This window comes from Oryzomicrobium sp. (assembly GCF_021287045.1).
Taxonomy (GTDB): domain Bacteria; phylum Pseudomonadota; class Gammaproteobacteria; order Burkholderiales; family Rhodocyclaceae; genus Oryzomicrobium.
Genome location: NZ_JAJTBG010000011.1, coordinates 1 through 26,935, shown reverse-complemented (window position 1 = coordinate 26,935; position 26,935 = coordinate 1). Strand labels below are relative to the sequence as shown.

Annotated in this window: 25 protein-coding genes and 1 riboswitch; of the genes, 6 read left to right on the top strand and 19 right to left on the bottom strand. The window is 68.8% G+C overall.

The window, feature by feature from the left end; translation table 11 throughout:
• Positions 1–53: 53 nt before the first annotated feature.
• On the bottom strand, positions 54–653 hold the full coding sequence (locus LWW89_RS13125) for a hypothetical protein (protein WP_293264866.1): 600 nt from the start codon (positions 651–653) through the stop codon (positions 54–56).
• A gap of 108 nt (positions 654–761) precedes the next feature.
• Here LWW89_RS13125 and hemC point away from each other — a divergent pair, with 108 nt between their 5' ends.
• From hemC to LWW89_RS13100, 5 genes are all read left to right on the top strand, one after another.
• The gene (gene hemC / locus LWW89_RS13120) at positions 762–1,706 is read left to right on the top strand and encodes a hydroxymethylbilane synthase (protein WP_293265040.1); all 945 of its coding nucleotides are present in this window, start codon (positions 762–764) and stop codon (positions 1,704–1,706) included.
• 14 nt (positions 1,707–1,720) lie between these two features.
• The gene (locus tag LWW89_RS13115) at positions 1,721–2,563 is read left to right on the top strand and encodes a uroporphyrinogen-III synthase (protein ID WP_293264864.1); all 843 of its coding nucleotides are present in this window, start codon (positions 1,721–1,723) and stop codon (positions 2,561–2,563) included.
• A 107-nt stretch (positions 2,564–2,670) separates the two neighbouring features.
• Positions 2,671–3,804: a uroporphyrinogen-III C-methyltransferase gene (locus LWW89_RS13110; RefSeq protein WP_293264862.1), complete on the top strand. Its 1,134-nt coding sequence runs from the start codon at positions 2,671–2,673 to the stop codon at positions 3,802–3,804.
• A gap of 9 nt (positions 3,805–3,813) precedes the next feature.
• Positions 3,814–4,986: a heme biosynthesis HemY N-terminal domain-containing protein gene (locus LWW89_RS13105; RefSeq protein WP_293264860.1), complete on the top strand. Its 1,173-nt coding sequence runs from the start codon at positions 3,814–3,816 to the stop codon at positions 4,984–4,986.
• 76 nt (positions 4,987–5,062) lie between these two features.
• Positions 5,063–5,302, top strand: a complete 240-nt coding sequence (locus LWW89_RS13100; RefSeq protein WP_293265038.1) for a hypothetical protein — start codon at positions 5,063–5,065, stop codon at positions 5,300–5,302.
• A gap of 98 nt (positions 5,303–5,400) precedes the next feature.
• Here the strand turns inward: LWW89_RS13100 and LWW89_RS13095 are convergent, their stop codons facing one another.
• The 14 genes from LWW89_RS13095 to LWW89_RS13030 form a co-directional block, all read right to left on the bottom strand.
• Positions 5,401–6,672, bottom strand: coding sequence for a hypothetical protein (locus tag LWW89_RS13095; protein WP_293264858.1), 1,272 nt, complete (start codon positions 6,670–6,672; stop codon positions 5,401–5,403).
• Positions 6,673–6,777: 105 nt separating this feature from the next.
• Entirely contained in the window at positions 6,778–9,144 is a 2,367-nt protein-coding gene (locus tag LWW89_RS13090; RefSeq protein WP_293264856.1) for a TonB-dependent receptor, read from the bottom strand.
• 170 nt (positions 9,145–9,314) lie between these two features.
• A riboswitch (cobalamin riboswitch) is annotated at positions 9,315–9,560 on the bottom strand.
• Positions 9,561–9,778: 218 nt separating this feature from the next.
• Complete coding sequence (gene hemF / locus LWW89_RS13085) at positions 9,779–10,684, bottom strand: oxygen-dependent coproporphyrinogen oxidase (RefSeq protein WP_293264855.1); 906 nt, start codon at positions 10,682–10,684, stop codon at positions 9,779–9,781.
• Positions 10,685–10,757: 73 nt separating this feature from the next.
• Positions 10,758–12,035: a phosphoribosylamine--glycine ligase gene (gene purD, locus LWW89_RS13080; protein WP_293264854.1), complete on the bottom strand. Its 1,278-nt coding sequence runs from the start codon at positions 12,033–12,035 to the stop codon at positions 10,758–10,760.
• Positions 12,036–12,077: 42 nt separating this feature from the next.
• Complete coding sequence (gene pagP, locus LWW89_RS13075) at positions 12,078–12,689, bottom strand: lipid IV(A) palmitoyltransferase PagP (RefSeq protein WP_293264853.1); 612 nt, start codon at positions 12,687–12,689, stop codon at positions 12,078–12,080.
• 9 nt (positions 12,690–12,698) lie between these two features.
• On the bottom strand, positions 12,699–14,285 hold the full coding sequence (gene purH, locus LWW89_RS13070; RefSeq protein WP_293264852.1) for a bifunctional phosphoribosylaminoimidazolecarboxamide formyltransferase/IMP cyclohydrolase: 1,587 nt from the start codon (positions 14,283–14,285) through the stop codon (positions 12,699–12,701).
• 99 nt (positions 14,286–14,384) lie between these two features.
• The gene (locus LWW89_RS13065) at positions 14,385–14,621 is read right to left on the bottom strand and encodes a helix-turn-helix domain-containing protein (RefSeq protein WP_293264850.1); all 237 of its coding nucleotides are present in this window, start codon (positions 14,619–14,621) and stop codon (positions 14,385–14,387) included.
• Positions 14,618–15,679, bottom strand: coding sequence for a tRNA dihydrouridine synthase DusB (dusB, locus tag LWW89_RS13060; protein ID WP_293264848.1), 1,062 nt, complete (start codon positions 15,677–15,679; stop codon positions 14,618–14,620). Before dusB ends, LWW89_RS13065 begins: the two co-directional genes overlap by 4 nt.
• 224 nt (positions 15,680–15,903) lie before the next feature.
• Positions 15,904–16,992 (bottom strand): sulfate ABC transporter ATP-binding protein, encoded by a 1,089-nt coding sequence (locus LWW89_RS13055; protein ID WP_293264846.1) that lies wholly within the window; start codon positions 16,990–16,992, stop codon positions 15,904–15,906.
• Positions 16,989–17,855, bottom strand: coding sequence for a sulfate ABC transporter permease subunit CysW (cysW, locus tag LWW89_RS13050; RefSeq protein WP_293264844.1), 867 nt, complete (start codon positions 17,853–17,855; stop codon positions 16,989–16,991). Before cysW ends, LWW89_RS13055 begins: the two co-directional genes overlap by 4 nt.
• Entirely contained in the window at positions 17,852–18,721 is an 870-nt protein-coding gene (cysT, locus tag LWW89_RS13045) for a sulfate ABC transporter permease subunit CysT (protein ID WP_293264842.1), read from the bottom strand. Before cysT ends, cysW begins: the two co-directional genes overlap by 4 nt.
• Positions 18,722–18,791: 70 nt before the next feature.
• The gene (locus tag LWW89_RS13040) at positions 18,792–19,796 is read right to left on the bottom strand and encodes a sulfate ABC transporter substrate-binding protein (RefSeq protein ID WP_293264840.1); all 1,005 of its coding nucleotides are present in this window, start codon (positions 19,794–19,796) and stop codon (positions 18,792–18,794) included.
• A 188-nt stretch (positions 19,797–19,984) separates the two neighbouring features.
• Positions 19,985–20,581 (bottom strand): peroxiredoxin, encoded by a 597-nt coding sequence (locus tag LWW89_RS13035; RefSeq protein WP_293264838.1) that lies wholly within the window; start codon positions 20,579–20,581, stop codon positions 19,985–19,987.
• Positions 20,582–20,709: 128 nt separating this feature from the next.
• On the bottom strand, positions 20,710–21,273 hold the full coding sequence (locus LWW89_RS13030) for a hypothetical protein (RefSeq protein ID WP_293264836.1): 564 nt from the start codon (positions 21,271–21,273) through the stop codon (positions 20,710–20,712).
• A gap of 236 nt (positions 21,274–21,509) precedes the next feature.
• On the opposite strand from LWW89_RS13030, the gene LWW89_RS13025 reads away from it, so the two are divergent.
• Positions 21,510–22,844 (top strand): ferric reductase-like transmembrane domain-containing protein, encoded by a 1,335-nt coding sequence (locus tag LWW89_RS13025; RefSeq protein WP_293264834.1) that lies wholly within the window; start codon positions 21,510–21,512, stop codon positions 22,842–22,844.
• A gap of 34 nt (positions 22,845–22,878) precedes the next feature.
• Here LWW89_RS13025 and LWW89_RS13020 read toward each other — a convergent pair whose 3' ends face one another.
• From LWW89_RS13020 to metG, 4 genes are all read right to left on the bottom strand, one after another.
• A complete protein-coding gene (locus LWW89_RS13020) occupies positions 22,879–23,193 on the bottom strand; it encodes an acylphosphatase (protein ID WP_293264832.1) in 315 nt (104 codons plus the stop codon).
• On the bottom strand, positions 23,190–24,869 hold the full coding sequence (locus tag LWW89_RS13015; protein WP_293264830.1) for a SulP family inorganic anion transporter: 1,680 nt from the start codon (positions 24,867–24,869) through the stop codon (positions 23,190–23,192). The genes LWW89_RS13020 and LWW89_RS13015 overlap by 4 nt, the downstream gene beginning before the upstream one ends.
• Positions 24,866–25,165, bottom strand: a complete 300-nt coding sequence (locus LWW89_RS13010; RefSeq protein WP_293264828.1) for a hypothetical protein — start codon at positions 25,163–25,165, stop codon at positions 24,866–24,868. The genes LWW89_RS13015 and LWW89_RS13010 overlap by 4 nt, the downstream gene beginning before the upstream one ends.
• Positions 25,166–25,240: 75 nt before the next feature.
• The coding region (metG, locus tag LWW89_RS13005; RefSeq protein ID WP_293264826.1) for a methionine--tRNA ligase at positions 25,241–26,935 on the bottom strand (1,695 nt) is incomplete at its 5' end.

Sequence of the window (26,935 nt, the reverse complement as noted above, 5' to 3'; positions counted from 1 at the left end):
GGCGGCCCAGAGAATCAGCGAATCGCGGGGGAGCGGGGAAGCAGGGGGGCGGTTCAGCGCCGCGGCGGCGCGGCCAAGGCGGCCCGGGCGGCCTTGAGGGATTCGTCCAGGTAGGCGGCGTAGAAGTCAGGCAGGCGCACGCCGACGATGGGGGCGGTCAGCTCCCGGCCGTCGGGGCCGTAGAAGGCCACCACCGGCACCAGGGCGACCTTGCCCGCCTTGGCGAAGGCGTCGTGGCGGGTGGCGCGGCCGGCGAAGTCGCGCAGGGGCGTGTCGGCGTCCTGGTCCACCTGGCGCACCACCAGGGTGGCGTCCCGGTCGGCCAGGGGCTTGAGCCATTCGCGCCGCACCTGCTCGCACCAGGGACAGTCGCGCCGGCTGTAGAGCACCACCAGGGGCTGGCCGGCCCGGGCGGCACGGGCCGCCTCGGCTTGCAGGTCCCGGGCCCGGGGCAGCGGGGTGAGCTTGGCCGGCAGGCGCGGCACCTCGGCGGCCGGCGGCGCAAATTCGTCCGGCACCACGGGGGAGGCGGCCAGGGCGGGGCCACCCAGCGCCAGGGCCAGGGGAATGGCGAAGGCGGAGGAAAGACGAAGAATGCGGTGCGGCGAACGGCGCGAGGCAAGCGCCTTGGCGCAGATCAAATCCCGGGCCATAAAAAGTACGGCAAAAACAGCCTTCGGCCCCGCCGGAACGGGCTTGAGGGCGGCGGCGGCACCCCGCCCCCATGCTAGAATTTTCGTCATCACCAACGCTTCGGAAGAATTGTCGTGTCCCACGCCCGTCTGGTCATCGCCTCCCGCGAATCGCGCCTTGCCATGTGGCAGGCGGAACACGTTCGGGACCGGCTGCGCAGTTTATATCCCGCCTCCGAGGTCGTCATCCTGGGCATGACCACCAAGGGCGACCAGATCCTCGACCGGCCCCTGTCCACCATCGGCGGCAAGGGGCTGTTCATCAAGGAACTGGAAGTGGCCATGGCCGAGGGCCGGGCCGACCTGGCGGTGCACTCCATGAAGGACGTGCCCATGGAACTGCCCGAGGGCTTCGCCCTGCCGGTCATCTCGGCCCGGGAAAATCCTCGCGACGCCTTCGTCTCGCCCCGCTACGCGAGCCTGGACGAGCTGCCCGAGGGCGCCGTCGTCGGCACTTCCAGCCTGCGCCGCGAAGCGATGCTGAAAAAGCGCTACCCCCACCTCAAGGTGCACAGCCTGCGCGGCAACCTGGACACCCGCCTGCGCAAGCTCGACGAGGGCCAGTACGACGCCATCCTGCTGGCCGCCGCCGGTCTGATCCGCCTCGGCCTGGAAGCACGCATCCGCGCCGTGCTGCCCGCCGAGGTCAGCCTGCCCGCCCCGGGCCAGGGCGCCCTGGGCATCGAGGTGCCCACCGGCCGGCCGGAAATCGCCGAGGCCGTGGCCCCCCTCAACGACCCGACCACCGCCTTCTGCGTCACCGCCGAGCGCGCCTTCTCGCGCCGCCTGGGCGGCAGCTGCCAGATCCCCCTGGGCGCCTACGCCCTGATGGACAACGGCCAGGTCTGGCTGCGCGGTTTCATCGCCACCCCGGACGCCAGCAGCTGGATCGACGGCGAGATCAGCGGCCCCGTGGCCACCCTGGCCGACGCCGCCAAGCTCGGCGACGCCCTGGCCAGCGAGCTGATCGGCCGCGGTGCCGACGCCATCCTCCAAACCCTGGCCTGCGCCTGAACGACGCGCCTGCCGTGACCGCCCCCTCCCGGCCCGCAGCCCCTGACCAGCCGGCCGCCCCCGGTAGCCCGGCCAGCCCCCTGGCCGGGCGTACCGTGGTGGTCACCCGCCCCCGGGATCAGGCCGCCGTCCTGGCCGCCGGCATCGAGGCCCTGGGCGGCGCGGCCCTGATCCTGCCGGCGCTGGAGATCGGCCCGGTGGACGACGACGGCGCCCTGCGCGCCGCCGCCGCCCGGCTGGCCGACTTCCGGCTGGCCGCCTTCGTCAGTCCCAACGCGGTGCACCATGCCTGGACCGCCTTGGGCCCGGCGGTGGCCGCCCTGGGCGGCTGGCCCCAGGATCTGACCGCCGCCGCCGTGGGCGAATCCACCGCCCAGGCCCTGCGCGACCTGGGGGTGCCCCGGGTGCTGGTGCCCCGGGACCGTTTCGACTCCGAGGGGCTGCTGGCCATGACCGAGCTGTGGCACGTGGCCGGCTGGAAGGTGGTGATCTTCCGCGGCGACGGCGGCCGGGAACTGCTCGCCGACACCCTGCGCACCCGCGGCGCGGCGGTGGAGCACGTGGCCTGCTACACCCGGCGCGGCCCCGCCGACGGCGGCCGGGCCCTGGCCGAGGCCCTGGCCGCCGGCCAGATCGACGCCCTGACCATCAGCTCCTCCGAAGGCTTGCGCCACCTGCACGACCTGTTGCCCGCCGACCAGCGCCGGCACCTGGCCGCCCTGCCCACCTTCGTCCCCCACCAGCGCATCGCGGAGACCGCCAGCGCCCTCGGCCACTCCAGCGTCATCCTCACCCCCCCGGCCGACAACGGCTTGCTCGAAGGCCTGTGCGGCTATAATTGGCCCCAGGGCTGCTGAGAACGGGACCGCCGCCGGCCGGACGCCATGCATCCGCCGCGCCGCCCTCCTCCCCGGCCGAACCGCCCGCGCTCCGGGCGCGCCCACTCCGACGCCGCGACAAGAACATGAACGACACCCCCGACCTGCCCCCTCCGTCCTCGGCTCCGGCCCCCTCGCCCGCCCCGGCGGCGAGCGCGGCCCCCGAATCCGCCGCCCCTCCCGCCCGCCGCAAGGCCGGCCCCGGCGCCTGGGCCAACCCCTGGCTGGCGGTGGCCATTGCCGGCATCGGCCTGGCCGGCTGGCAATGGCTGGAAACCCGGGGCAAGCTCAACGGCACCCAGCAGGAAGTGGCCAAGCGCCTGGCCGACAGCGATGCCCTGGTGCGCGAAGCCCGCACCCTGGCCCGCCAGTCCCAGGACGCCACCACCCAACTGACCGCCAAGGTCGGCGCCCTGGAAGCCAAGATCGCCGAATCCCAGAGCCAGCAGGCCGCCCTGGAAAACCTCTACCAGGAGCTGGCCCGCAACCGGGACGAGCAGTTTCTCGCCGAGATCGACCAGAACCTGAGCGCCGCCAGCCAGCAGTTGCAACTGGCCGGCAACGTGCAGGCCGCCATCACCGCCCTCCAGGCCGCCGAGGCGCGCCTGGCCCGGGTCGAGCAGCCGCGCCTGATCCCCCTGCGCAAGGCCATCGCCCGGGACCTGGACAAGCTCAAGTCCCTGCCCTTCGCCGACGTGCCGGGCATGAGCCTGCGCCTGGAGAACGCCGTGTCCTCGGTGGACAACCTGCCCCTGGCCTTCGAGGGCCGGCCCCGCGGCGACGATTCCCATGACGCGCGCAAGGCCGCCCCGGGCAAGGACGCCAAACCCGCCGCCGAACCCAACCTGTTCGCCCGCCTGGGCGGCGACATCTGGAACGAGGTGAAGGGCCTGGTGCGCATCCAGCGCTTCGACCGCCCCGAACCCGCCCTGCTCGCCCCGGACCAGTCCCTGTACCTGCGCGAGAACCTCAAGCTGCGCCTGCTCAACGCCCGCCTGGCCCTGCTCTCCCGCGACCAGTGGACCTTCCGCAACGAGCTGAAGGTGTCCCAGGATTGGCTGGCCCGCTTCTTCGACGTGCGTGACCGCAACGTGGCCGCCACCCAGAACACCCTGAAGCAACTGGCCTCGGCCGAGATCAGCATCGACCTGCCCCAGATCAGCGACAGCCTGGCAGCCCTGAAGGCCCTCAAGCAGGGTCCCCAGAAAGACCGCAAGTAAGGACGCGCCATGAAAGGTCTGTTCTGGATACTCGCCCTGTTCGCCGCCGCCGTGGGCGGCGCCATGCTGCTGCGCGGCAACGAAGGCTACGCCCTGCTGGTGGTCCCGCCCTGGCGGGTCGAAATCAGCCTCAACTTCCTGGTGATCGCCCTGGTGGCCGGTTTCGCCGTGCTCTACCTGCTGCTGCGCGGCATCGCCGTGGCCGCCGGCCTGCCCGGCCGGGTGCGCGCCTTCCGCGCCCGCCGCGCCGCGCGCAAGTCCGCCGCCACCTTCCAGGAGGCCCTGCGCCTCTATCTGGAAGGGCGCTACGGCCAGGCCCTGCGCCGCGCCGCCGACGCCCATGAAGGCGGCTACGCCGACGGCCTGCCGGCCCTGATCGCCGCCCGGGCCGCCCGGGCCATGCGCGAGCCGGAAAAGGAGCAGGAGTGGGTGCGCCGCGCCCGGGAAGACGGCAAGGACATCGAGGCCGCCTGCCTGATGAGCGAGGCCGAGAGCCTGGTCGAAGCGCACCGCTTCAACGACGCCGTGACCGCCCTGCGCCGCCTCTACGACGCCTCGGGCCGGCACATCGCCGCCCTGCGCCTGGAGCTGAAGGCCCAGCAGGGGCGCAAGGACTGGGACGAGGTGATCCGCCTCACCCGCCTGCTGCAAAAGCGCAACGCCCTGGTGCCCGAGCTGGCCCGGGAAACCATCAGCCTGGCCCACCGGGAAGCGTTGCAGCGCCGCACCGGCGACACCCGGGCGATCCTGGCCTACGCCCGGCAGATTCCCGCCAGCGAGATGACGCCGCGCACCGCCTATGCGGTGGCCGAGGCCCTGCGCGACCAGGGGGCGCCGGCGGAAGCCCTGCACACCCTGGAAAACCACCTGGATAAGGAATGGTCGTCGCACCTGATCCGCCTCTACGGCCTGATCGACGACGGCGACGCCACGCCGCGCATCGCCCGGGCCGAGAAGTGGCTCAAGGAGCACAGCGACGACGCCGACCTGCTGCTCGCCCTGGGCCGTCTGTGCCAGCGCAAGCAACTGTGGGGCAAGGCCCAGAGCTATCTGGAAGCCTCCCTGTCGGTGGCCGAATCCCGGGATGCGCACCTGGAACTGGCCCGGCTGTTCGACCAGCTGGAACGCCAGGACCAGGCCAACCGCCACTACCGGGCCGCCGCCCTACCCGCCCTGTCCTGATCGCATTCCTGATCGCATTCGGGACGCGGGCACCAGCACCATCACAGCAAAAACATAACTCTCAGGAGGGACCGTGATGTTGAATATCGACCTGCGCAAAATCTACCGCTTCACCCCGGTGGAGCCTCCCCCCAGCCCGGCGGAGCTGCCCCGGGGCGCCGAGTTCTACTACGAATGCCTGGACTGCACCGGCATCGTCAATTCAGTCCCCCACGTCAAGTCGGCCTGCACCTGCGGCAACCTGGCCGGGGCCGGCGGCGACCTGGACGTGAAGGACCCGGCCCGGGTCAAGGTGGTTACCGGCAGGCTGAAGTAAACCGTCAGGGGAATGAACAGAGGGGCAACGGCCTGCGCCGTTGCCCCTTTGCCGTTAACGGTCCCGCCTTACGGCAGGACCGTCCCCCATGCGCCGCGTCATGCCGTGGCTTCGTCCTCGTCGAGCAGGGCCAGCTGCTCGGCCGTCAGCTCGGGGCGGCCGGCGGCCAGGGTGCGGCCCTGCACGGCCCGGGCGGTACGCGATGCCTGGAGCGGCGAACGGTAGCCGCGCAGCGTGGTCCGCGCCCCGAGGGCGCCGACGTAGGCCAGGTCGTTGAGGTTGTCGAACAGCTCCCCCGTCGAAATCAGGCTGCCCGCCGTCAGCCCCAGGGTGGCCACCGGCGCAGCCGGGCTGGAGGCGCTGTAGACCAGAATCTGCTTGCCCCGGGCAAACCAGATGCGGTCGTTGTCGGCGGTGTACTGGGCGGACCAGAAGTAGCCCGGCGCCCCACCGCTGAAGTCGTTGATCGTGGCGAAGGTGGAGAAGTCGCTGGTGCTGACCAGCTTGCCCGCCATCTGCCAGCTGCTGTTGTAGGCGCCGAGCAGAATGTAGGCGGTAGTTCCCTTGAAGCTGATGTCGCGGAACTCGTAGGGGAAGGTGGCGCTGGGGCTCAGCACGTCGATGACCGCCGCGGCACCGAGGTTGGCGGCGGTGTAGTCGCTCTTTTGCAGGCGGGAGGCGGGGTTGTAGCTGCCCGCCACCTGGGAGCCGCCGATGGCGGCCACGTACAGATCGTTGCCCTGGGGGGCCAGGGAAAAGGCGTTCTTGGCGAAATTGCCGTTGTAGGCGTTGGCGCCGACGCTGATCGAACTGCCACCGCTGACGGTGAAGCGCACCAACAGGCTGTTGGCGTAATTGCTCCAGGCGCTGTCGACGAACGTGAACAAGCCGTAGAGATTGCCCCCGACCACGGCCAGGGCCTGGCCGTGGGCAATGAAGCCGCTGGGCGTCAGGCCCGCCGGCAGGGTGTAGGACACCCCGGTCTGGGCGTAGGTAGTGGCGTTGATTTCCACCACCCGGGCGTTGTCGTAGTCGATGGCGTAAAGGTAGCTGCCGAACTTGACCAGGGAATAGAGGTTGGTGACGTTGGACCAGGTGGCCGTGGCCGGCGTCCCCGGCACCGCCGCGCCATAGACGTAGGCGGGCCTGGCCGTTCCGGCGGTGTAGTCGGTCACCGCGATGCGCAGGGTGCCGCCCCCGTCGGCGAACCCTTCCACCTTGGGGTCGCCGTTCAGGTCGGTTTTTTTCAGGTCAGGCAGCGGGGTCAGCGTGCTCCCGTTGTCGACGATGCGCCCCGCCATTCCATGCCCGACGGGCGGGGTCTGGTTGTCGTAGTAATACACGCTGTAAGCGGTGAAAGTCGTTGCCATCGTGTTGCTCCTTCAATGAAGAAACGCAAGAGCCCACTTGCGCGGCAGCGCCGCCCGGCGGGGGTCGTGACCGGTGCTGCGGATGCATGTCCCGCTGTGCGCCGGTCAGAAGGTGTAGGCCAGGGTGGCGTAGAAGGTTCGGCCTTGCTGCGGATAGCCGACGTTGGACTTCACCTCGCGCAGCTCGGAGTACACCGAGCCCCACGTCCCGCCCATGATGGCGCAGTCGGTGCCCGGGTCGCCGGTGATGACGGGGGCGCTGGGGGTGCACCCGTAGCGGTTATAGGGGACCGCCGTGACGCGGCCACCGGCCGTCTGCCTCGGTCCGGCATCGAAGAGGTCGATCACCCCGGCGGACAGGCGCCAACCCTTGTCGATCTTGTAGTGCGCCCCCAGGTCGAAGGTGGTCAGGGAGTTTTCCCAGGAGGTGACGTCGGTGTAGGTGCGGCCGGTGTGCTTGCCCTCGACGTAGGTGGTCAGGCGCCCCCCGAGGAAATGGAGATTGAGCCGCGCATTGGCCACGAGCAGGGGCGTGTACAGGGTGTGCACCGTCTTGCCGGGAAAGCGCTCCGCGCCGCTCGTCCCGCCGTTGTAGTACCAACCGCCGTTAACGTAGCGCCCCTCCTGCTGCGTCACCGCGAATTGCAGGTCGGCCCGGTCGCTCCAGGCCAGCTTGCCTTCCAGCTCCACCCCCTGGGTCAGGGTGTCACCGGAGTTGATGTACTTGGCCGCAAGCGGCGTCGCGTACAGGGTGATAGCGTTGTCGGCCTCGCGCTGGAAATAGGTGAGGCGGAAGCCCCCGCGCAGCTTTTCGCTCAGGCGGCCGTCCCAACCAAAACCGAAGTCGCCGTTGCGCCCGGTTTCCGGCTTCAACTGGATGGCCCGGCCGTTGCTGTCGGCCCCCGGCACGTAGCCGATGCCGTTACCGTAGATTTCGTAGAAATTGGGGTAACGGATGTAATTGCCGTAGTTGCCGAACACCTGCCAGCCGCTGGTGAAATGCTTCTTCACGCTCAGGCTGCCGGTGGGCTCCCAGTCGTATTGCCCGGCGGGACCGGCCAGGGGCGACCAGCGGCTGCCGATGACCGGGCCTTCGAGCTTTTCCAGGCGGCCGATGGGCGTGACCTGCAGGTTGCCCAGGGCGGCGACGGTGACCGTGTCCTGGACTTGCAGGTTGGTCTTGATGCGGCGGAATTCGGGGATGAAGTCGGAGGCCGGCGTGCGGCCGCTGATGTCCGAAAACAGGGTTTCCCAATAACGCTCGGCGTGGATCTCGAACAGGTGGGAAAAGGCGCCGCCATCGCCGAAGGCGTAGGTGGCGTCGCCGGCGATGCCGTAGCGTTTGGTCCGGTAGTCGGTCCAGCGCTCACCGATATAGTTGGTGGCCGGATTGAAGTCCAGGTTGCGGAACGTCTGGTTCTTGTCCAACCAGGTGAGGTTGAGGCTGAGGCCCAGATTGCCGAAGTTGTCCCGCCAGCCCGCCAGTCCCTCCTGCTGCTCGATCCGCTGCTGGCGGCGCTGGCGATAAAACGTGTCCACCCAGGGCAGATCCGTGGTTTGCGCGCCGATTCCGGACGACGCGGTCAATACCGCGGCGGGCAGATAGCGCTCCATGTCGGTCTGGGCGAACTTGAGGACGAAGCGCTCGTCCTGCCATTTGAGCAGGACGTTCTGCTTCTCGGATTTGTTGTTCATGCGCCGGCGCTCTTCTGGAATCGTCCGGCCCGTCTTGATGTCGGTCGTTCTGTCGCCGGAATCGGCGAGATACGAAACCCCGTCGCCGAACACCAGGTTCTTGAGCCCGCCGACCGCGTAGTTCTTGTACTTGAAATCGCCATCGCTGCGGTCGTTGTCCAGGCCGATCAGCAGGTTGCCGCCCAGCAGCGGCACATTCAGGTTGGCGCTCTGCTGCGCGCCGCCGAAGGATCGGGCGCCGACCGAAACGCTGCCGCTGAACCCCGAGGGTTTCTTGGTGACGATGTTGATGGCCCCGCCGATCGGCGCGCCGGAAAAGCGGGCCGGCGTAGTGCCGCGATAGACCTCGACCCGCTCCACGTTGCTGATCGGCAGGGTGGACAGGTCCGCCGCCGTTTCGCTGGCGGTGTTGAGCGGCACCCCGTCGATGTAGATGTTGACCTGGCTGGGGGCGCTGCCGCGGATGGTGGCGGTGGTGTAGCTGCCGCTGCCCGACACGCGGCGCACATAGACGCCGGGAATCTGGTCGAGCAGTTCGGGGATGGATTTGTGCTCGCCCTTGACGTCGTCCGGGTAGGCCACGGACACCACCCCGGGCGACAGCTCCTCGCGCAGGTCGATGCGGCTGCCGGTGACCTGGATGGGGGCCAGGGCGGTCTCGGTGCCGGAGGCAGAATCGGAATCGGCGGCCAGGGCGGCAGCCGGGATCAAGGCGGCAGCGCACAGCAGGGCGTTGGCGGTGCGCGGCGTGCAGCGGAATAAGGCAGGTGGACGCATGTCTCCCCCGTCGACTGGTTGCGACAAGGCGAGGGCATGCCGTCACGAACGGTCGGTAGCGCGGGAGGAGACACGAAGGACGTCTGCCGCGCGAACCGATGCGGCCCTCGCCGCTTCGTTCGTCGCTCAGACGGAAGGACACCGTGCCTCGGCCATCCCCTGGACCAAAGCAAGAGCGACCAGACGCCGGCAGGTCTCCTGGCTCGCGGGTCAAGACTCGAAGTGCGGCCTTCCCAGGCAATCCGTGAGGCATGGATTGGGCCCAGTGGCGGCGGAGCGGGGCGATTCCCGTCCGCGTGCGCTTCTCGTTCGCCGCTTACAGTTGCAGGGACAGCTGCGGAATTGGGCGGAAAAACCGCCTGCACCGCATTCCCGTTTTAAGCCTCTGGCGAGGCACCGGCGCGATCTGTCGGCCGCACCGCTCGGGCACGACCGCGAGGGGCGAGTATAGCAGCGTCATCACCCCAGTCCAGACCGATCGCATATGACAAGGCGCAGCACCCCCAAGGGGACCGGGCCAAAAGCCAAGCGGGGCGCGGGGTTCCGGACATGCCACCTGGAACTCCGCGCCCCGCCTTGGTTTCAGCGACGCCTCCCTGGAGAGCGCCTATCGGCGCGGCTCCGGGGAAATACCTCACGCCCAGTCGCGGGGACGGAGGAACTCGTCGTAGAGCTTCGCTTCCGGACTGCCCGGCTCCGGGTGCCAGTCGTAGCGCCACTTCACCACCGGCGGCAGGGACATCAGGATCGACTCGGTGCGGCCGCCGGATTGCAGGCCGAACAGGGTGCCCCGGTCGAACACCAGGTTGAATTCCACGTAGCGGCCGCGCCGGTAGGCCTGGAAGTCCCGCTCCCGCTCGCCGTAGGGCGTGTCGCGGCGCGCATCCAGCACCGGCAGGTAGGCCGGCACGAAGGCGTCGCCCACCGCCTGGGTGAGGGCGAAAGCCTGCTCGAAGGGCACCAGCCCGTCGGCCCCCAGATCGTCGAAGAACACGCCGCCGACGCCGCGGGGCTCGTTGCGGTGCTTCAAGAAGAAGTACTCGTCGCACCAGGTCTTGTAGCGCGGATAGACGTCGGCGCCGAAGGGAGCCAGGGCCGCCTTGCAGGTACCGTGGAAGTGGCGCACGTCCTCTTCCCACGGGTAGTAGGGGGTCATGTCCATGCCGCCGCCGAACCACCACACCGGGGCCTCGCCGTCCTTCAGGGCAACGAAGGCGCGCACGTTCATGTGGGCGGTGGGGCAGTAGGGGTTACGCGGGTGCAGCACCAGGGACACGCCCATGGCCTCGAAGCGCCGCCCGGCCAGTTCAGGGCGGTGGGCGGTGGCCGAGGCCGGCATGCGCGCTCCCATGACGTGGGAGAAATTGACGCCGCCGCGCTCGAAGAAGGCCCCCTCCTCGATCACCCGGGTCAGGCCGCCGCCGCCCTCGGGGCGCTCCCAGGCGTCGGTCTTGAAGGCGTGGCCGTCGAAGGCTTCCAGGGCGGCGACGATGCGCGTCTGGAGGCCGGTGAAATAGGCTTTGAGCTGGGGGATGTCCATGGAGGGGTCTCGCTGGGGATGGAAAAACGGGCGGTCATGGCCGCCCGTCGTTATGGGTGCTGCTGGATGACGCTCAGCGCGCCACGGCCCGGTGGCCGATGTCGCGGCGGTACTGCATGCCGTCGAAGCGGATGGTGGCCACCGCGTCGTAGGCGGCCTGCTGGGCCAGCTTGACGTTCTCGCCCAGGGCGGTGACGCACAGCACCCGGCCGCCGGAGGCCACCACCCGGCCGTCCTGCTGCGCGGTGCCGGCGTGGAACACGTGGCACTCGGGAGAAGCGGCGTTGCCCTCGGGCAGGCCGACGATGATGTCGCCCTTGCGCGGGGTGTCCGGATAGTTGGCGGCGGCCAGCACCACGCCGAGGGCGACACGGCGGTCCCACTCGGCCTCGATCTGGTCCAGGGTGCCGTTGGTGGCGTGTTCGAGCAGGGCCACCAGGTCGGACTTGAGGCGCATCATGATCGGCTGGGTTTCCGGGTCGCCCATGCGGCAGTTGAACTCCAGGGTCTTCACCCCGCCGTCCTTGCCGATCATCAACCCGGCGTAGAGGAAGCCGGTGAAGGGGATGCCGTCGGCTTCCATGCCGCGCACCGTGGGCAGGATGATCTCGCGCATCACCTTGGCGTGGATCTGGGGAGTCACCACCGGGGCCGGGGAATAGGCGCCCATGCCGCCGGTGTTGGGGCCGGTGTCGCCGTCGCCGATGCGCTTGTGGTCCTGGCTGGAGGCCAGGGCCAGCACGTTCTTGCCGTCCACCATGACGATGAAGCTGGCTTCCTCGCCGTCGAGGAAGTCCTCGATCACCACCCGGGCGCCGGCGTCGCCGAGCTTGTTGCCGCCGAGCATGTCGTCAATGGCGGCGTGGGCCTCGGCCAGATCCATGGCCACCACCACGCCCTTGCCGGCGGCCAGGCCGTCGGCCTTGATGACGATGGGGGCGCCCTGGCGGTCCACGTAGGCATGGGCTGCGGCGGCGTCGGTGAAGGTCTCGAAGCCGGCGGTGGGTATGTTGTGGCGGGCCATGAAGCGCTTGGCGAAGTCCTTGGAGGACTCCAGCTGGGCGGCTTCCTTGGTCGGGCCGAAGACACGCAGGCCCCGCTCGCGGAAGATGTTCACGGCGCCGGCGGCCAGGGGGGCCTCGGGGCCGACCACGGTCATGTGGATCTTTTCCGCCTCGGCGAAATCGGCCAGGGCGTTGAGGTCGGTGATGGGCAGGTTTTCCAGGGCCTCTTCCCGGGCGGTGCCGGCGTTGCCCGGGGCGACGTAGACCTTGTGCACCCGGGGGGACTGGGCGAGGCGCCACGCCAGGGCGTGTTCGCGGCCGCCGGAACCGATGACGAGAACTTTCATGGAGGACCGTTCCTTATGTTTGTGCGTCGCGGGGCCGGGCCGTCAGAAGCGGACCTTGCCCCAGAAAAAGAGGATGTTGCCGAAGCCGCTGCCGCCGGGCACGTAGGCGGTGTCGAAGGACACGTCCCGGTATTCCAGGGAGGCGATGGGCAGGACGGCGGGCACCGGGGTGTAGCGGGCAATGTCGGAGCGCGCCGTGAGGAAGGCGGTGTAGCCCAGGCCGAACTTCAGCTCGCCGGCCAGGTGCCAGTAAGTCTTGTAGCCGTAACCGAGCATGTACTCGGGCTTGTAGTGGGAATCCTGGAAACCCATGGCGTAAATGCCGTGCCAGTCGCCGTCGGCGTCGTAGATGCCGCGCCCCAGGCCGATGCCCAGGGGCGTCTCGTTGAAGCTGTCGATCTTCTCGCGACTGTAGGCCGAACGCAGGTGGTAGGTTTCCAGGGGCACGTACAGCTCGTTGCGCCCGTCGTTCCAGATGGTCGACAGCTTCTGCCGGGCCCGGTCGAGCCAGGAATCGCCGGCGGCGTCCGCCTGGATCGCGGGCACGGCGCCGGTGGCACCGGCATCGTCGGCCAGGGCCGTCCCCGGGGACGCCAGGAGGGCGCCCCACAGGGCCAAGGCCGGAGCCAGGGAAGCGGCGAGGCGGCGCAGCACGGACCGGCCTTAGTGGCGGAAGTGGCGGGCGCCGGTGAACACCATGGCCAGGCCGTGCTCGTCGGCGGCGGCAATCACCTCGGCGTCGCGCATCGAGCCGCCGGGCTGGATCACCGCCACGGCGCCAGCTTCGGCCAGCACATCCACCCCGTCGCGGAACGGGAAGAAGGCGTCGGAGGCCACGGCGGAGCCGGCCAGGGACAGGCCGGCGTTCTGGGCCTTGATGGCGGCGATGCGGGTCGAATCGACCCGGCTCATCTGGCCGGCGCCCACGCCCAGGGTCATGCCGCCGCCGCAGAAGACGATGGCGTTGGACTTGACGAACTTGGCGACCCGGTAGGCGAACAGCAGGTCTTCGAGCTGGCCGTCGGTGGGGGCCTTCTTGGTCACCACCTTCAGGTCGGAAGGCTGGACGTTGAACATGTCCGGGCTCTGCACCAGCAGGCCGCCGCCGACGCGCTTCAGCTCGAAGGCGTGGTAGGCGCGCTCCAGGGGCACTTCGAGCAGGCGCACGTTCTGCTTGGCGGCGAAGATCTGGCGGGCTTCGGAGGAGAAGGCCGGGGCGATCACCACCTCGACGAACTGCTTGGCCACGGCGGTGGCGGCGGAACCGTCCAGCTCCCGGTTGAAGGCGATGATGCCGCCGAAGGCGGAGGTGGTGTCGGTCTTGAAGGCCTTGTCGTAGGCTTCCACCAGGGTGGCGCCGATGGCCACGCCACAGGGATTGGCGTGTTTGATGATGACGCAGGCCGGGGTATCGAAGGTCTTGACGCATTCCCAGGCGGCATCGGCGTCGGCGATGTTGTTGTAGGACAGTTCCTTGCCCTGGAGCTGGTGGTAGTTGGCGATGGCGCCGGCGGTGGAGCCGGTGTCGCGGTAGAAGGCAGCCTGCTGGTGCGGGTTCTCGCCGTAGCGCAGGGTCTCGACCCGGTCGAAGGCCAGTTGCAGCTTCTCGGGGAAGGCGGCGGGGATCGGCGCGGCGGCTTCCGGAGCCTCGGCCACGGCGTTGTCCTGGCCGGTCAGCCAGTTAGCGATGGCCGAGTCGTAGCGGGCGGTGTGGGTGAAGGCCTTCTTGGCCAGGCCGAAGCGGGTGGTCAGGGACAGGGCGCCGCCGTTGGCCTGCATTTCGGCGAGCAGCGGAGCGTAGTCGTCCGGGTCGGTGACGATGGCCACGCCGGCGTAGTTCTTGGCGGCGGAACGGACCATGGCCGGGCCGCCGATGTCGATGTTCTCGATGGCGTCGGCCAGGGTCACGCCAGCCTTGGCGACGGTCTCGCGGAACGGGTAGAGGTTCACGCACACCAGGTCGATGGCGGGGATGTCGTGGGCGGCGATGGTGGCCAGGTGCTCGGGCAGGTCGCGGCGGGCCAGGATGCCGCCGTGCACCTTCGGGTGCAGGGTCTTCACCCGGCCGTCGAGCATTTCCGGAAAGCCGGTGTAGTCGCCGATCTCGGTCACGTCCAGCCCGGCGTCCTTGAGCAGTTTGGCGGTGCCGCCGGTGGACAGGAGCTTGACGCCCTGGGCGGCGAGGCCGCGGGCGAATTCAAGGGCTCCGCGCTTGTCGGAGAGGCTGATCAGGGCTTGGCGAATCTTCATGACGGGAACGGGCTGAAAAAAAGAAAAACGGAATAAGCGGAAATGCGTCGCCGCTCGGAACGGCAAGGGCGAAGACCAGGCGCGGCCCCGCCCCCGGGATCAGATCAGGGAATGCTCGACCAGTTTCTTGCGCAGGGTGTTGCGGTTGATGCCGAGCATCTGGGCCGCCACCGTCTGGTTGCCGCCGGCCTGCTTGAGCACCACTTCGAGCATGGGGCGCTCGACGCTCTTGAGCACCATGTCGTAGATCGCCGCCGGCTCCTCGCCGTCGAGGTCGTGAAAATACTTTTCCAGCGCGCCGAATACGCACGCCGAGATGTCGTTGCCTTGGCTCATGCCGCCAGTACCTCTTTCTTGTCGTTATCGTCGGCCGCCCCCGAGACGGCCCCGCTGCTGTCTTCCTCGTAGTGCAACCGCTCGTGCTCGGCCGCCAGCCGGTCGAAGAACTCGGCAATGGCGGCGCGCTGCTCCTCCACCGTGGGCAGCTGGTTCATGGCGAAGCGGAACGCCGCCGAACCGGGCAAGCCCTTGGTGTACCAGGAGATGTGCTTGCGCGCGACGCGCACGCCGGTCTCCAGGCCGTAGAAGCCGTAGAGGTCTTCCAGGTGCTCGCCGAGAATCTCGCGGATCTCGCTCACCTTGGGCGGCGGCAGCTTCTCGCCGGTCTTCAGGTAGTGCTCGATCTCGCGGAAGATCCAGGGCCGGCCCTGGGCGGCACGGCCGATCATGACGCCGTCGGCGCCGGTCGCATCGAGCACGTACTTGGCCTTTTCCGGCGTGGTGATGTCGCCGTTGGCGATCACCGGAATGGCGATCTGACGCTTCACCAGGGCAATGGTTTCGTACTCGGCGTCGCCGGTGTACTGGTCGGCCCGGGTGCGGCCGTGGATGGCCACGGCGCGGATGCCGGATTCCTCGGCGATGCGGGCGATGATCGGCGCGTTCTTGTTCTGCCGGTTCCAGCCGGTGCGGAATTTGAGCGTCACCGGAGTGTCCGGCACCGCCTTCACCACCGCCTCCAGGATGCGCGCCACCAGGGGCTCGTCCTGCATCAGGGCGGAGCCGGCCATGACGTTGCACACCTTCTTGGCCGGGCAGCCCATGTTGATGTCGATGATCTGGGCGCCGCGGTCCACGTTGTACTTGGCGGCCTCGGCCATCATCGCCGGGTCGGCCCCGGCGATCTGCACCGAGATCGGCGCCACTTCGCCCTGGTGGTTGGCACGCCGCTCGGTCTTCTTGCTGCCGTAGAGCAGCGAGTTGGACGTGACCATCTCCGACACCGCCAGCCCGGCGCCGAGCTTCTTGCACAGCTGGCGGAAGGGACGGTCGGTGACGCCCGCCATGGGCGCCACGAACAGGTTGTTGCGGAGGGTGTAGCCGACGAATTCCATGTGCCGAGAGGAGCCGAGTATCGGCGGGCCGCGGAATGCCGGCCCGCGAAAAACAAACGGCCGCCCTCGACGCATCGAGCGGGCGACCTGGGAACAACTACGGGAAGGAGGCGGATTCTACCCGATCTCGGCGCACTTGCCTAATTTATGAGCAGCAGCAGCGGCAACGCGGCACTACGGCGGCATGGCTGGCGGGCCGGCAAACAATGCCGGCCCGGCCAAGGTCAGATGGAAAAATCCTGGAGGGCCTCGCCGGCCACGGTGCCAGCGGGGAAGACGCGCACCTGGCGCGGCTTGAGCCAGACCGACTGGCCCTGGGCCAGTTGCAGCTCTTCCTGGCGCTCCCGGGTCAGCTCCACTTCCACCAGCTCGGACTGGTGGGCCAGCTCGACGCGCACCACCGGGCCGATCGGGTGCACGTAGCGCACCTCGGCGCCCAGGGCGTCCGGCACCGGCTCGCGCAGGATGTCGATGTCGTGGGGACGGACGAAGGCCAGGCTGTCGCCGGCCCCGCCGCCCTCCCCGCCCGCCCCATCCTCCCGCCGCGCCACCTCGGCCCACAGGTTGCCCTGGAGGCGGCTGTGGAAGACGTTCACGTTGCCGAGGAACTGGTAGACGAAGGGGGTGGCCGGGTTGGAGTAGACCTGGTCCGGACTGCCCACCTGCTCGATGCGCCCCTTGTTCATCACCACCACCCGGTCGGCCACTTCCAGGGCCTCTTCCTGGTCGTGGGTGACGAACACCGAGGAGATGTGCATCTCGTCGTGCAGGCGGCGCAGCCAGCGGCGCAGTTCCTTGCGCACCTTGGTGTCCAGGGCGCCGAAGGGCTCGTCGAGCAGCAGCACCTTGGGCTCCACCGCCAGGGCCCGGGCCAGGGCGATGCGCTGCCGCTGACCGCCGGATAACTGGGACGGGTAGCGGTCGGCCAGCCAGTCGAGCTGGACCAGGGAGAGCAGCTCCATGACCCGCTTGCGAATCTCGGACTCACTGGGACGCTCCTTGCGCGGCTTGACGCGCAGGCCGAAGGCCACGTTCTCGAACACGCTCATGTGGCGGAACAAGGCGTAGTGCTGGAAGACGAAGCCGACCTGGCGTTCCCGGGCGTGCAGGTGGGTAGCCTCGGCGCCGCCGAACAGCACCTGGCCCTCGTCGGCGCTTTCCATGCCGGCGATGATGCGCAGCAGGGTGGTCTTGCCGCAGCCGGAGGGGCCGAGCAGGGCCACCAGTTCGCCGGTGGGAATGTCCAGGTTGATGTTGTCGAGCGCGACGAAGTTGCCGAAGCGCTTGCTGATGTTGCGGATGTCGATGCTCATTCGGTTTTCTCCGGCGGCAGGTCGGCCGTCAGCATTTCGGTTTCTTTGCGCATGCGCCACTCCACCACGGTCTTGGCGACCAGGGTGACCAGGGCCAGCAGGGCCAGGATCGAGGCCGAGGCGAAGGCGGCCACGGACTGGTACTCGTTGTAGAGGATCTCCACGTGCAGCGGCAGGGTGTTGGTCTCGCCGCGGATGTGGCCGGAGACCACCGACACCGCGCCGAACTCGCCCATGGCCCGGGCGTTGGCCAGGATCACGCCGTAGAGCAGGCCCCACTTGATGTTGGGCACGGTGACCCGCCAGAACATCTGCCAGCCCGAGGCCCCCAGGGACACGGCGGCCTCTTCCTCGTCCTTGCCCTGGGCCTGCATCAGCGGGATCAGCTCCCGGGCGACGAAGGGGAAGGTGACGAACAGGGTGGCGAGCACGATGCCGGGAATGGCGAAGATGATCTTGATGTCGTGCTCCGCCAGCCAGGGGCCGAGCCAGCCCTGGGAGCCGAAGATGAGCACGAAGAGCAGGCCGGCCACCACCGGCGACACGGCGAAGGGCAGGTCGATCAGGGTGATGAGGAGGCTCTTGCCGCGGAAGTCGAACTTGGCGATGGCCCAGGCGGCGGCCACGCCGAAGGCGATGTTGAAGGGAATCGCCGCCGCGGCCACCCCCAGGGTCAGGAGGATGGCGGAACGGGCCTCCGGGTCGGCCAGGCCGGCCAGGTAGGCGTCCACGCCCTTCTTCAGCGCCTCGTAGAAGACGGTGACCAGGGGAAAGCCGAGGAACAGGGCGAGGAAGCCCAGGGCGACGACGAGCAGCAGCACCCGCATCCAGCGGGGCTCGTTGTTGGCACGGCGCACGGTCATTGGGCACCTCCCAGAGCGGCGGCATCCTTGACCGGGACGGAGCGGTGCCGGTTGGAGGCCCACCACTGCAACAGGTTGATGGCCAGCAGCATGACGAAGGAGATGACCAGCATCACCGAGGCCAGGGCGGTGGCACCGACGAAGTCGTACTGCTCCAGCTTGGAGATGATCAGGAGCGGGGTGATCTCGGAAATCAGCGGCATGTTGCCGGCGATGAAGATCACCGAGCCGTACTCGCCGATGGCCCGGGAAAAGGCCAGGGTGAAGCCGGTCAACAGCGCCGGGAAGACGGCCGGGAAGAGCACCCGGCGGAAGGTCTGCCAGCGCGAGGCGCCCAGGGTGGCAGCGGCCTCCTCCACTTCGGGCTCGATGTCCTCGAGCACCGGTTGCAAGGTGCGCACCACGAAGGGCAGGCCGATGAAGGTCAGGGCCACGACGATGCCCAGGGGCGTGTAGGCGATCTTGATGCCGGCCTTGGCGAACCACTCGCCGATCACGCCGGTTTCGGCGTAGAGGGTGGCCAGGGTGATGCCGGCCACGGCGGTGGGCAGGGCGAAGGGCAGGTCCACCAGGGCGTCGATGAAGCGCTTGCCCCAGAAGTCGTAGCGCACCAGCACCCAGGCCACGATCAGGCCGAAGAAGCCATTGAGGCAGGCGGCGATGAAGGAGGCACCGAAGGTGACGCGGAACGAGGCCAGGGCCCGGGGGCCGGTGGCGATCGCCCAGATGTCGGCCAGGGTCAGGGACGCCGACTTGGCGAGGAGCCCGGCCAGGGGGATCAGCACCAGCAGCGACAGGTACACCAGGGTGTAGCCGAGGGAGAGGCCGAACCCGGGCAGGACCGAATGGGAGGATGAGCGGGACATGGTCTTGTCGTCAAAGCAGGCGGGCCCGGAGGAATGCCTTCCGCCGGGCCCGGCCGCAGGGAACGGAGGCTTATTTCACCGAATAGATCTGGTCGAAGGAACCGCCATCGACGAAGTGGGCCTTGAACGCCTTGCTCCAGCCGCCGAAGGTCTCATCCACGGTGAAGGTCTTGATCGCCGGGAACTGGGCGGCGTGCTTCTTCAGCACCTCCGGGTCGCGGGGACGCAGGTAGTTCTCGGCGATGATCTCCTGGCCTTCCTTGGACCACAGGTACTCCAGGTAGGCGTGGGCCTGCTTGCGGGTGCCCTTCTTGTCCACCACCTTCTCCACCAGCGCCACCGGGAACTCGGTGAGGATGGAGACGGACGGGTAGATCACCTCGAAGTCGCCGCGGCCGAATTCCTTGGCGATCAGTTCGGCCTCGGATTCGAAGGTGACGAGCACGTCGCCCAGGCGGCGCTGCATGAAGGTGGTGGTGGCGTCGCGGCCGCCGGTGCCGAACAGGGGGGCGTTCTTGAGCAGCTTACTGACGAATTCCTGGGCGCTCTTGTCGCTGCCGCCGGGCTGCTTGAGGGCGTAGCCCCAGGCGGCCAGGTAAGTGTAGCGGCCGTTGCCGGTGTTCTTGGGGTGGGGCACGATCACCTGCACGCCGGACTTGACCAGATCGGACCAGTCCTTGATTCCCTTCGGGTTGCCCTTGCGCACGATGAACACCATGGTCGAGGTGTAGGGCGAGGCGTTGTTGGGGAATTTCTTGGTGTAGTCCTTGGCGACCAGGCCCTTGTCGGCCAGGAAATCCACGTCGGTGGCCTGGTTCATGGTCACCACGTCGGCCTCCAGCCCGTCGGCCACGGCGCGGACCTGCTTGGAGGAGCCGCCGTGGGACTGCTTGACCTCGATCTTCTCGCCGGTCTTGGCCTGCCAGGCCTTCTGGAAGGCCGGGTTGTAGTCCTTGTACAGGTCCCGGGCCACGTCGTAGGAGGCGTTGAGCAGCACGGTGTCGGCCTGGGCACCAGCGGCCAGCAACAGGGTCGCCAGCAGGGTGGCAAAGCGCAGGGGACGGCGGGTGTTCATATATAAGCACTCCGTAAAGAACTGGATGGACGCACTTTACGGGGGGCACTTAGAACCTCAAAGCTCCGTTTCTCATTTGCTTATTCCAAAAGCCAGAAAATGAAAACGCCGCCCGGATCGGGCGGCGTTCCATGGGCCGGGCGCCGGTTCCGGCGAAAACACCCGCCGGAGGGCGACGGCGGCAGCCGTCAGAGGGCGGCGGCGTTCTCGGCCAGGTACTTGGCCACACCCTCGGGGCTGGCGGTCATGCCCTTCTTACCCTTGTTCCAACCAGCCGGGCAGACTTCGCCGTGCTCTTCGGTGAATTGCAGGGCGTCCACCATGCGGATCATTTCATCCACGTTGCGGCCCAGGGGCAGGTCGTTGACCACCTGGTGACGCACCAGGCCGGACTTGTCGATCAGGAAGGAGCCGCGGAAAGCCACGCCACCGGCAGATTCCACGTCGAAGGCGCGGGCGATCTCGTGCTTCACGTCGGCCACCAGGGGGTAGCCGACCTGGCCGATACCGCCCTTTTCCACCGGGGTGTTCTTCCAGGCCAGGTGGGTGAACTGGGAGTCGATGGACACGCCCAGCACTTCCACGTTACGGGCCTTGAACTCGGCCAGGCGGTGGTCGAAGGCGATCAGCTCGGAGGGACAGACGAAAGTGAAGTCGAGGGGGTAGAAGAACACCACCACGTACTTGCCCTTGTAGTCGGACAGCTTGATGTCCTTGATTTCGTTGTTGCCCAGCACCGCGGTGGCGGTGAAATCGGGGGCTTGCTTGCCGACGAGAACGGCCATTGTGTTTCTCCTCAAGGTTGGCGACAGCGTGGCCCGGACGCGCAAGGCGCGGCACGGCACGCCGTTGGGGACTCCGGAATTTAACTAAGCCCGGACGGGGCGTCAATTTCGCGCCGCCGCCCCGGGCATCAGGCGAAGCCCGGCAGATCGAGGCTGCGCGGCAGGCTGACGGGCACCGGGGCCACCTCGCCCAGCACCAGGGCCTCGATCACCGGCATCTCGCGCCAGGGCTGGCCGAGGAAGGGCAGGCCGGCTTCCTCCACGGTGCGCCCCGACCAGTAGGCCTTGGCCACCTTGGACAGGGCCTCCAGGTCGAAGGTGTGGGGCTGGCGCAGGTAGTCGAGCCAGGCGCCGTCGTGGAAGGAGCAGGAGCACTGCCCGCTGGCGCGCAGCTTGATCAGGCGGCGGCCGTAGGTGCGTTCCGGGTGCTTCTCGGCGAAGGCCTCGGCGTCGGCCCGGGTGGCGAACAGCAGGTGCGAGTGGAGGCGGCTGGGATAGCGGTTGAAGCCCTGCTGGCGGAAGAACTCCAGGTGGTATTCGACGAAATAGTCCTGGGCCGGCGTCGGGGCGCTCGATTCGCCGTGGGGGCCGCCCCCTTCGAAGCTCCACCCCGGCAGGGCGCCGTCGGCTTCGGCCCAGGCATAGAATTCGAGAAAGGCGCGTCCGGCGAAGAGGTTTTTCGAGATTGTCATAGCGTTACCGGAGACCGCTCCCTGCACTCCACCCGCGTTGTGAACCCCGCCACCCGGCACTGCCGGGCCCCGTCCGCTGCCTTATTACCGCTTCTCTTCTGCTTGCCGCTGCCGCTCCACCATTTATCCAGCGCAACGAACCAACATTAAGGCCTGTTTAAGCCAGCCGGCCCATGCTTACTCCATCGCCCCGGAAACCGCCATGCGCAGTGCCTGGGGCTCGCTGGAGAATCGCCATGAAGAAATCCGTTCTCGCCGTTCTAGCCCTGCTCGCCGTGCTCACCGCGCTGTGGCTGGCCGCCCTCGCCGGCGCGGATGCCAACGCCGGCGGCAACTTCTGGGCCCTGCGCAAACTGGCTATTTATTATACGGGGATAGCCGCGTTGGGCTGCATGTCGGCCGGCCTGCTCCTCGCCACCCGCCCCGCCTGGGCCGACCGGCTGCTCGGCGGCCTGGACCAGGCCTACCGGTTGCACAAGTGGCTGGGCATCGCCGCCGTCTCCCTGGGGGCCGCCCACTGGCTGATCAAGCTGGTGCCGAAATGGCTGGTGGCCCAGGGCTGGCTGGAACGGGCCGCGCATAAGGGCGGCAGGGGCGCCGAAAGCTGGCTCGACCTGCTGCGCAAGCCCGCCGAATCCCTGGGCGAATGGGCCATCTACCTGGTCATCCCGATTGTGCTGCTGGCCTTGTGGAAGCGTTTTCCCTACCGTCCGGCCTTTCTGCTCCACCGCGTCCTGGCCGGCACCTACCTGGTGCTGGTGTTCCACGGCGCGGCGCTGATGCCCCCAGCCTACTGGCTGACACCCCTGGGCGCCGTCATGGCCGTCCTGATGGCCGCCGGCAGTTGGGGCGCGGCCCTGTCCCTGGCCGGCCGCATCGGCGCCCGCCGCCGTGTCGCCGGACGGATCGTCGCCCTGCGCCCCCATCCCGGCAGCGGCGTGCTCGAAGTGGAATGCCAGCTCGATGCCGGCTGGCCCGGCCATGCCGCCGGCCAGTTCGCCTTCGTCACCTTCGGCCGCGGCGAGGGCGCCCACCCTTTCACCATCGCCTCGGCCTGGCGCGACGACGGCCGCCTGAGCTTCGCCATCAAGGCCCTGGGCGACTACACCCGGGCGCTACCGCAACAGGTGGCAGCGGGCGACGCACTGACCGTGGAAGGCCCCTACGGCCGCTTCGACTTCGCCGGCCGGGGCGAACGCCAGGTGTGGGTGGCCGGCGGCATCGGCATCACCCCGTTCCTGGCCCGGCTGGAGGCCCTGGCCGCCGCGGGCGGCAGCCGCCAGCCGGTGGATGCCTTTTACTGCACGGCGGCGGCCGACCCGGGCTTCATCGCCCGCCTGCGCCAGCTCGCCGAACAAGCCCGGGTGCGCCTGCATCTGCGGGTGACACCCCAGGACGGCCTGCTGACGCCGGCAACACTGGCGGAGGCGCTCGGCGGGAAAGACGGCGTGGCGCGTAGCGACGTGTGGTTTTGCGGCCCGGCGGGTTTCGGCCGGGCCCTGCGTCACGGCCTGGCCGCCCAGGGCCTGCCGGCGGGACGCTTCCACCAGGAAGCCTTCGAGATGCGCTGACCGGCGCCGAGCGCCGCCCGGCAACCGAGCGGGACTAGAGCGGTTCCGGCCCGGCGGCGGTGGGGCGCTGGACGAAGCCGGTGGCGGCACCGGACCAGGCGGCCGGCCCTTCTTCCACCAGCACCCCATCCACCCGGCCCGCCGGCGGCCCCTGGCGAGTCCAGGCGATCAGCCGGGCCACGGCCTCGGCCTCGCCCCATACGGCCACCTCGACCCGGCCGTCGGCCAGGTTGCGCACCCAGCCGTGAACCGCCAGACGTGCCGCTACCACCGTGGTGGCGTGGCGGTAGCCCACCCCCTGGACCAGTCCGGAAACGAGCAGCCGGCGGACGGCGGGGGAGGCGCTCATGCCGTGGCCTCCGCGCCGCTGGGCGGCAGCAGCCGGGCGGCCAGGGCCCAGGCCTCGTCCAGGTCGGCGACGATGTTGTCGTCCCCCACCAGGTCGGAAAAGCCGGAGCGGAACACCAGGGAGCCGGGCTGGGAATTGAGCCCGGCCAGGATCAGGTGGCCGCCGCGCTTGCGCAGGATGCGCAGCAGGGCTTCCAGGGTGTCCAGGCCGGTGGTGTCCAGGTTCACCACCTGGTGCAGGTCGAGGACCACCACCCGGGCCCCCTCGGCGTCCTGGTCGATCACCGTCTGCAACTTGCCCACGGAACCGAAGAACAGGGAGCCGAACAGCTTATAGCCCACCACCGGCAGGGCCTCGGCCTTCGCCCACACCGGGTCGCCCAAGCGCTCCACCCGGGTCAGGGAGGCCATGCGGGTGATGAAGAACAGGGACGACAGCACCAGGCCGATCTCCACCGCCAGGGTCAGGTCGAAGACCACGGTGACCAGGAAGGTGGTGACCAGGATGGCCCGGTAGTTGAGGGAATAGCGCGGCAGGGTGGCAAAGGCGTGCCATTCGCCCATGTTGAGGGCCACCACCACCAGGATCGCCGACAGGGCCGGCAGGGGCACATAGGCGGCCCAGGGGGCGGCCACCAGCACCACCAGCAGCAGGGTCAGGGCATGGATCATGCCGGCCACCGGGGTGCGGCCGCCCACCCGCACGTTGGTGGCGGTGCGGGCCAGGGCGCCGGTGGCGGCGAAACCGCCGAACAGGGGCGCCACCAGATTGGCGATGCCCTGGGCCATCAGTTCCTGGTTGGGATCGTGCCGGTCGTCGACCTGACCGTCGGCCACCCGGGCCGAGAGCAGGGACTCGATGGCCCCCAGCAGGGCGATGGTGATGGCCGGCGAGATCAGGGCGCGCAGGGTTTCCAGGGACAGGGCCGGCAGGGCGAAGGAAGCGAATTCCTGGGGAATGCCGCCGAAGCGGCTGCCGATGGTTTCCACCGGGAAGGCAAACAGGGCCTGAGCCGCGGTGGCCACCACCAGCACCACCAGGGGGCCGGGCACCCGGCCGATGCGCGGGATGCGGCTGCCGTAGCGGTTCCAGCCGAGCAGCAGGGCCAGGGCCGCCACCGAGAAGGCCAGGGTGGGCAGGTGGGCGTCCGGCAGGGTGTGGGCGATGGTCTTGATGCGGGCGAAGAACTCGGCGGGCAGGGCCGGCCCGGGCAGGCCGATGAAGTCCTTCACCTGGGAGAGGAAGATCACCACGGCGATGCCGTTGGTGAAGCCGATCACCACCGAGATGGGGATGAAGCGGATCAGCTGCCCCAGGCGGAACATGCCCATCAGCACCAGCAAGCCGCCGGCCAGCAGGGTGGCGATGAGCAGGTTGGCGACGCCGTACTGGGCGACGATGCCGAAGATGATCGGGATGAAGGCGCCGGTGGGCCCGCCGATCTGCACCCGGGAACCGCCCAGGGCCGACACCAGGAAGCCGGCGATGATCGCCGTCCACAGCCCGGCGGTGGGCGACATGCCCGAGGCGATGGCGAAGGCGATGGCCAGGGGCAGGGCCAGCACGCCGACGGTGATGCCCGCCGCCACATCCTTGCCGAACTGTCCTCGGTCGTAGCCTTGGAGGCATTCCACGAGCTTGGGACGGAAGGCGAAGGAGGCGGGCAGGAAGGTCATGGCCGGTCCGGTGTGGAGGTATCTGCTGTTGTCTGGTCTGAGGTGGATTGCCGGACCACCTGGCGCACCATGCGGGTGGCGGCCCAGAACACCAGGGCCAGCCCCACGGCGGTCAGCGATATGGCGGAACCCACGCCTGCGGGAAAGTCGGGGAAGAAAACGCCGGGGCCGCGCACCAGGTAGGCAAAGCCTACGGCGAAGAGCAGCAGCCCGGCCACGTCCACCAGGGCGAACGCCACCATCGCCACGGTCAGGCGCGGGCGGAATTTGGCGGCGGGGCGGTTGGCGAAGGACATGGAAAAAGCCTAGCGCCGGGGGCTGACAGACGGCTTACGCCAGGCTGACGCCCCCGGTCGGTAGCGCGGATTCGCTTACTTGACGCGCATCCCCGGGGTGGCGCCGGCATCCGGCGACAGGATGAACAGCCCCGGGGTCTGGCCGGACTCGTCGGAGGCGGCCAGCACCATGCCTTCGGACAGGCCGAACTTCATCTTGCGCGGGGCCAGGTTGGCCACCATCACCGTATAGCGGCCCACCAGGGTGGCCGGGTCGTAGGCGCTCTTGATGCCGGCGAACACCTGGCGCGGCTTCTCTTCGCCGATGTCGAGCTCCAGGCGAATCAGCTTTTCGGCCCCTTCCACGTGCTCGGCGGTGACGATGCGGGCAATGCGCAGGTCCACCTTGGTGAAGTCGTCGATGCCGATGGTGCTGCTTTCGGCGGCGGGGGCGGCGGTCTTTTCCACGGGTTTGCTTTCTTTCTTGGCCTCGGCCGGGGCAGCGGGGGCTGGGGCCAAAGAGGATTTATTGGCCTCGACCAGGGCGGTGAGCTGCTTGGGGTCGAGGCGGGTCATCAGGTGCTGGTAGGTGTTGATGGCGTGGCTCGGGGCGAGCACGCTGCCCACGTCGTCCCACACGAACGGGGCGACGTTGAGGAAGGCCGCCACCTGGTCGGCCAGGGCCGGCAGCACCGGCTTGAGCAGCACGGTGAGCAGGCGGAACAGGTTGATGGCGTTGGTGCAGGCGGCGTGCAGCTCGGCGTCCTTGCCTTCCTGCTTGGCCAGCTCCCAAGGCTTGACCGTGTCCACGTACTGGTTGACCGCCTCGGTCAGGGCCATGATCTCGCGCAGGGCCTTGCCGTACTCCCGGGCCTCGTAGAGGTCGGCGATGCGCGGCGCGGCTTCGCGGATCTGGGCGAACACCGGCAGGGTCTCGTCGGCCACCGCCAGTTGGCCGGCGAAGCGCTTGGCCAGGAAGCCGGCGGAGCGGCTGGCGATGTTCACGTACTTGCCCACCAGGTCGGCGTTCACCCGGGCGGCGAAGTCGTCCAGGTTGAGGTCCACGTCCTCGGCGGTGTCGGCCAGCTTGGCGGCGAAGTAGTAGCGCAGCCATTCCGGGTTGAGGCCCTGGTCCAGGTAGGAACGGGCGGTGATGAAGGTGCCCCGGGACTTGGACATCTTGGCCCCGCCGACGGTGAGGAAGCCGTGGGTGAAGATTTTGGTCGGCACGCGGAAGCCGGCGTGTTCGAGCATGGCCGGCCAGAACAGGGCGTGGAAGTAGAGGATGTCCTTGCCAATGAAGTGGTACAGCTCGGCCTGGGAATCCTTGTTCCAGAAGGCGGCAAAATCCAGGCCCTTCCTGGCGCACAGGTTGGCGAAGGAACCCATGTAGCCCACCGGCGCGTCGAGCCAGACGTAGAAGAACTTGCCCGGGGCGTCGGGGATCTCGAAGCCGAAATAGGGGGCGTCCCGGGAGATGTCCCAGTCGGTCAGCTTGTGCTCGCCCTCGGCGCCCAGCCATTCCTGCATCTTGTTGGCCGATTCGGCCTGGAGCCGCCCCGGCTCGTTGGTGAAGCGGCGCAGGAAGGCCTGGCAGCGCGGGTCGGACAGCTTGAAGAAGTAGTGGGTCGAGGTGCGCAGCTCGGGCTGGGCGCCGGACACCGCCGAGTAGGGGTTCTTCAGTTCGTTGGGGGTGTAGGCGGCGCCGCACACCTCGCAGTTGTCGCCGTACTGGTCCTTGGCGCCGCACTTGGGGCACTCGCCCTTGATGAAGCGGTCGGGCAGGAACAT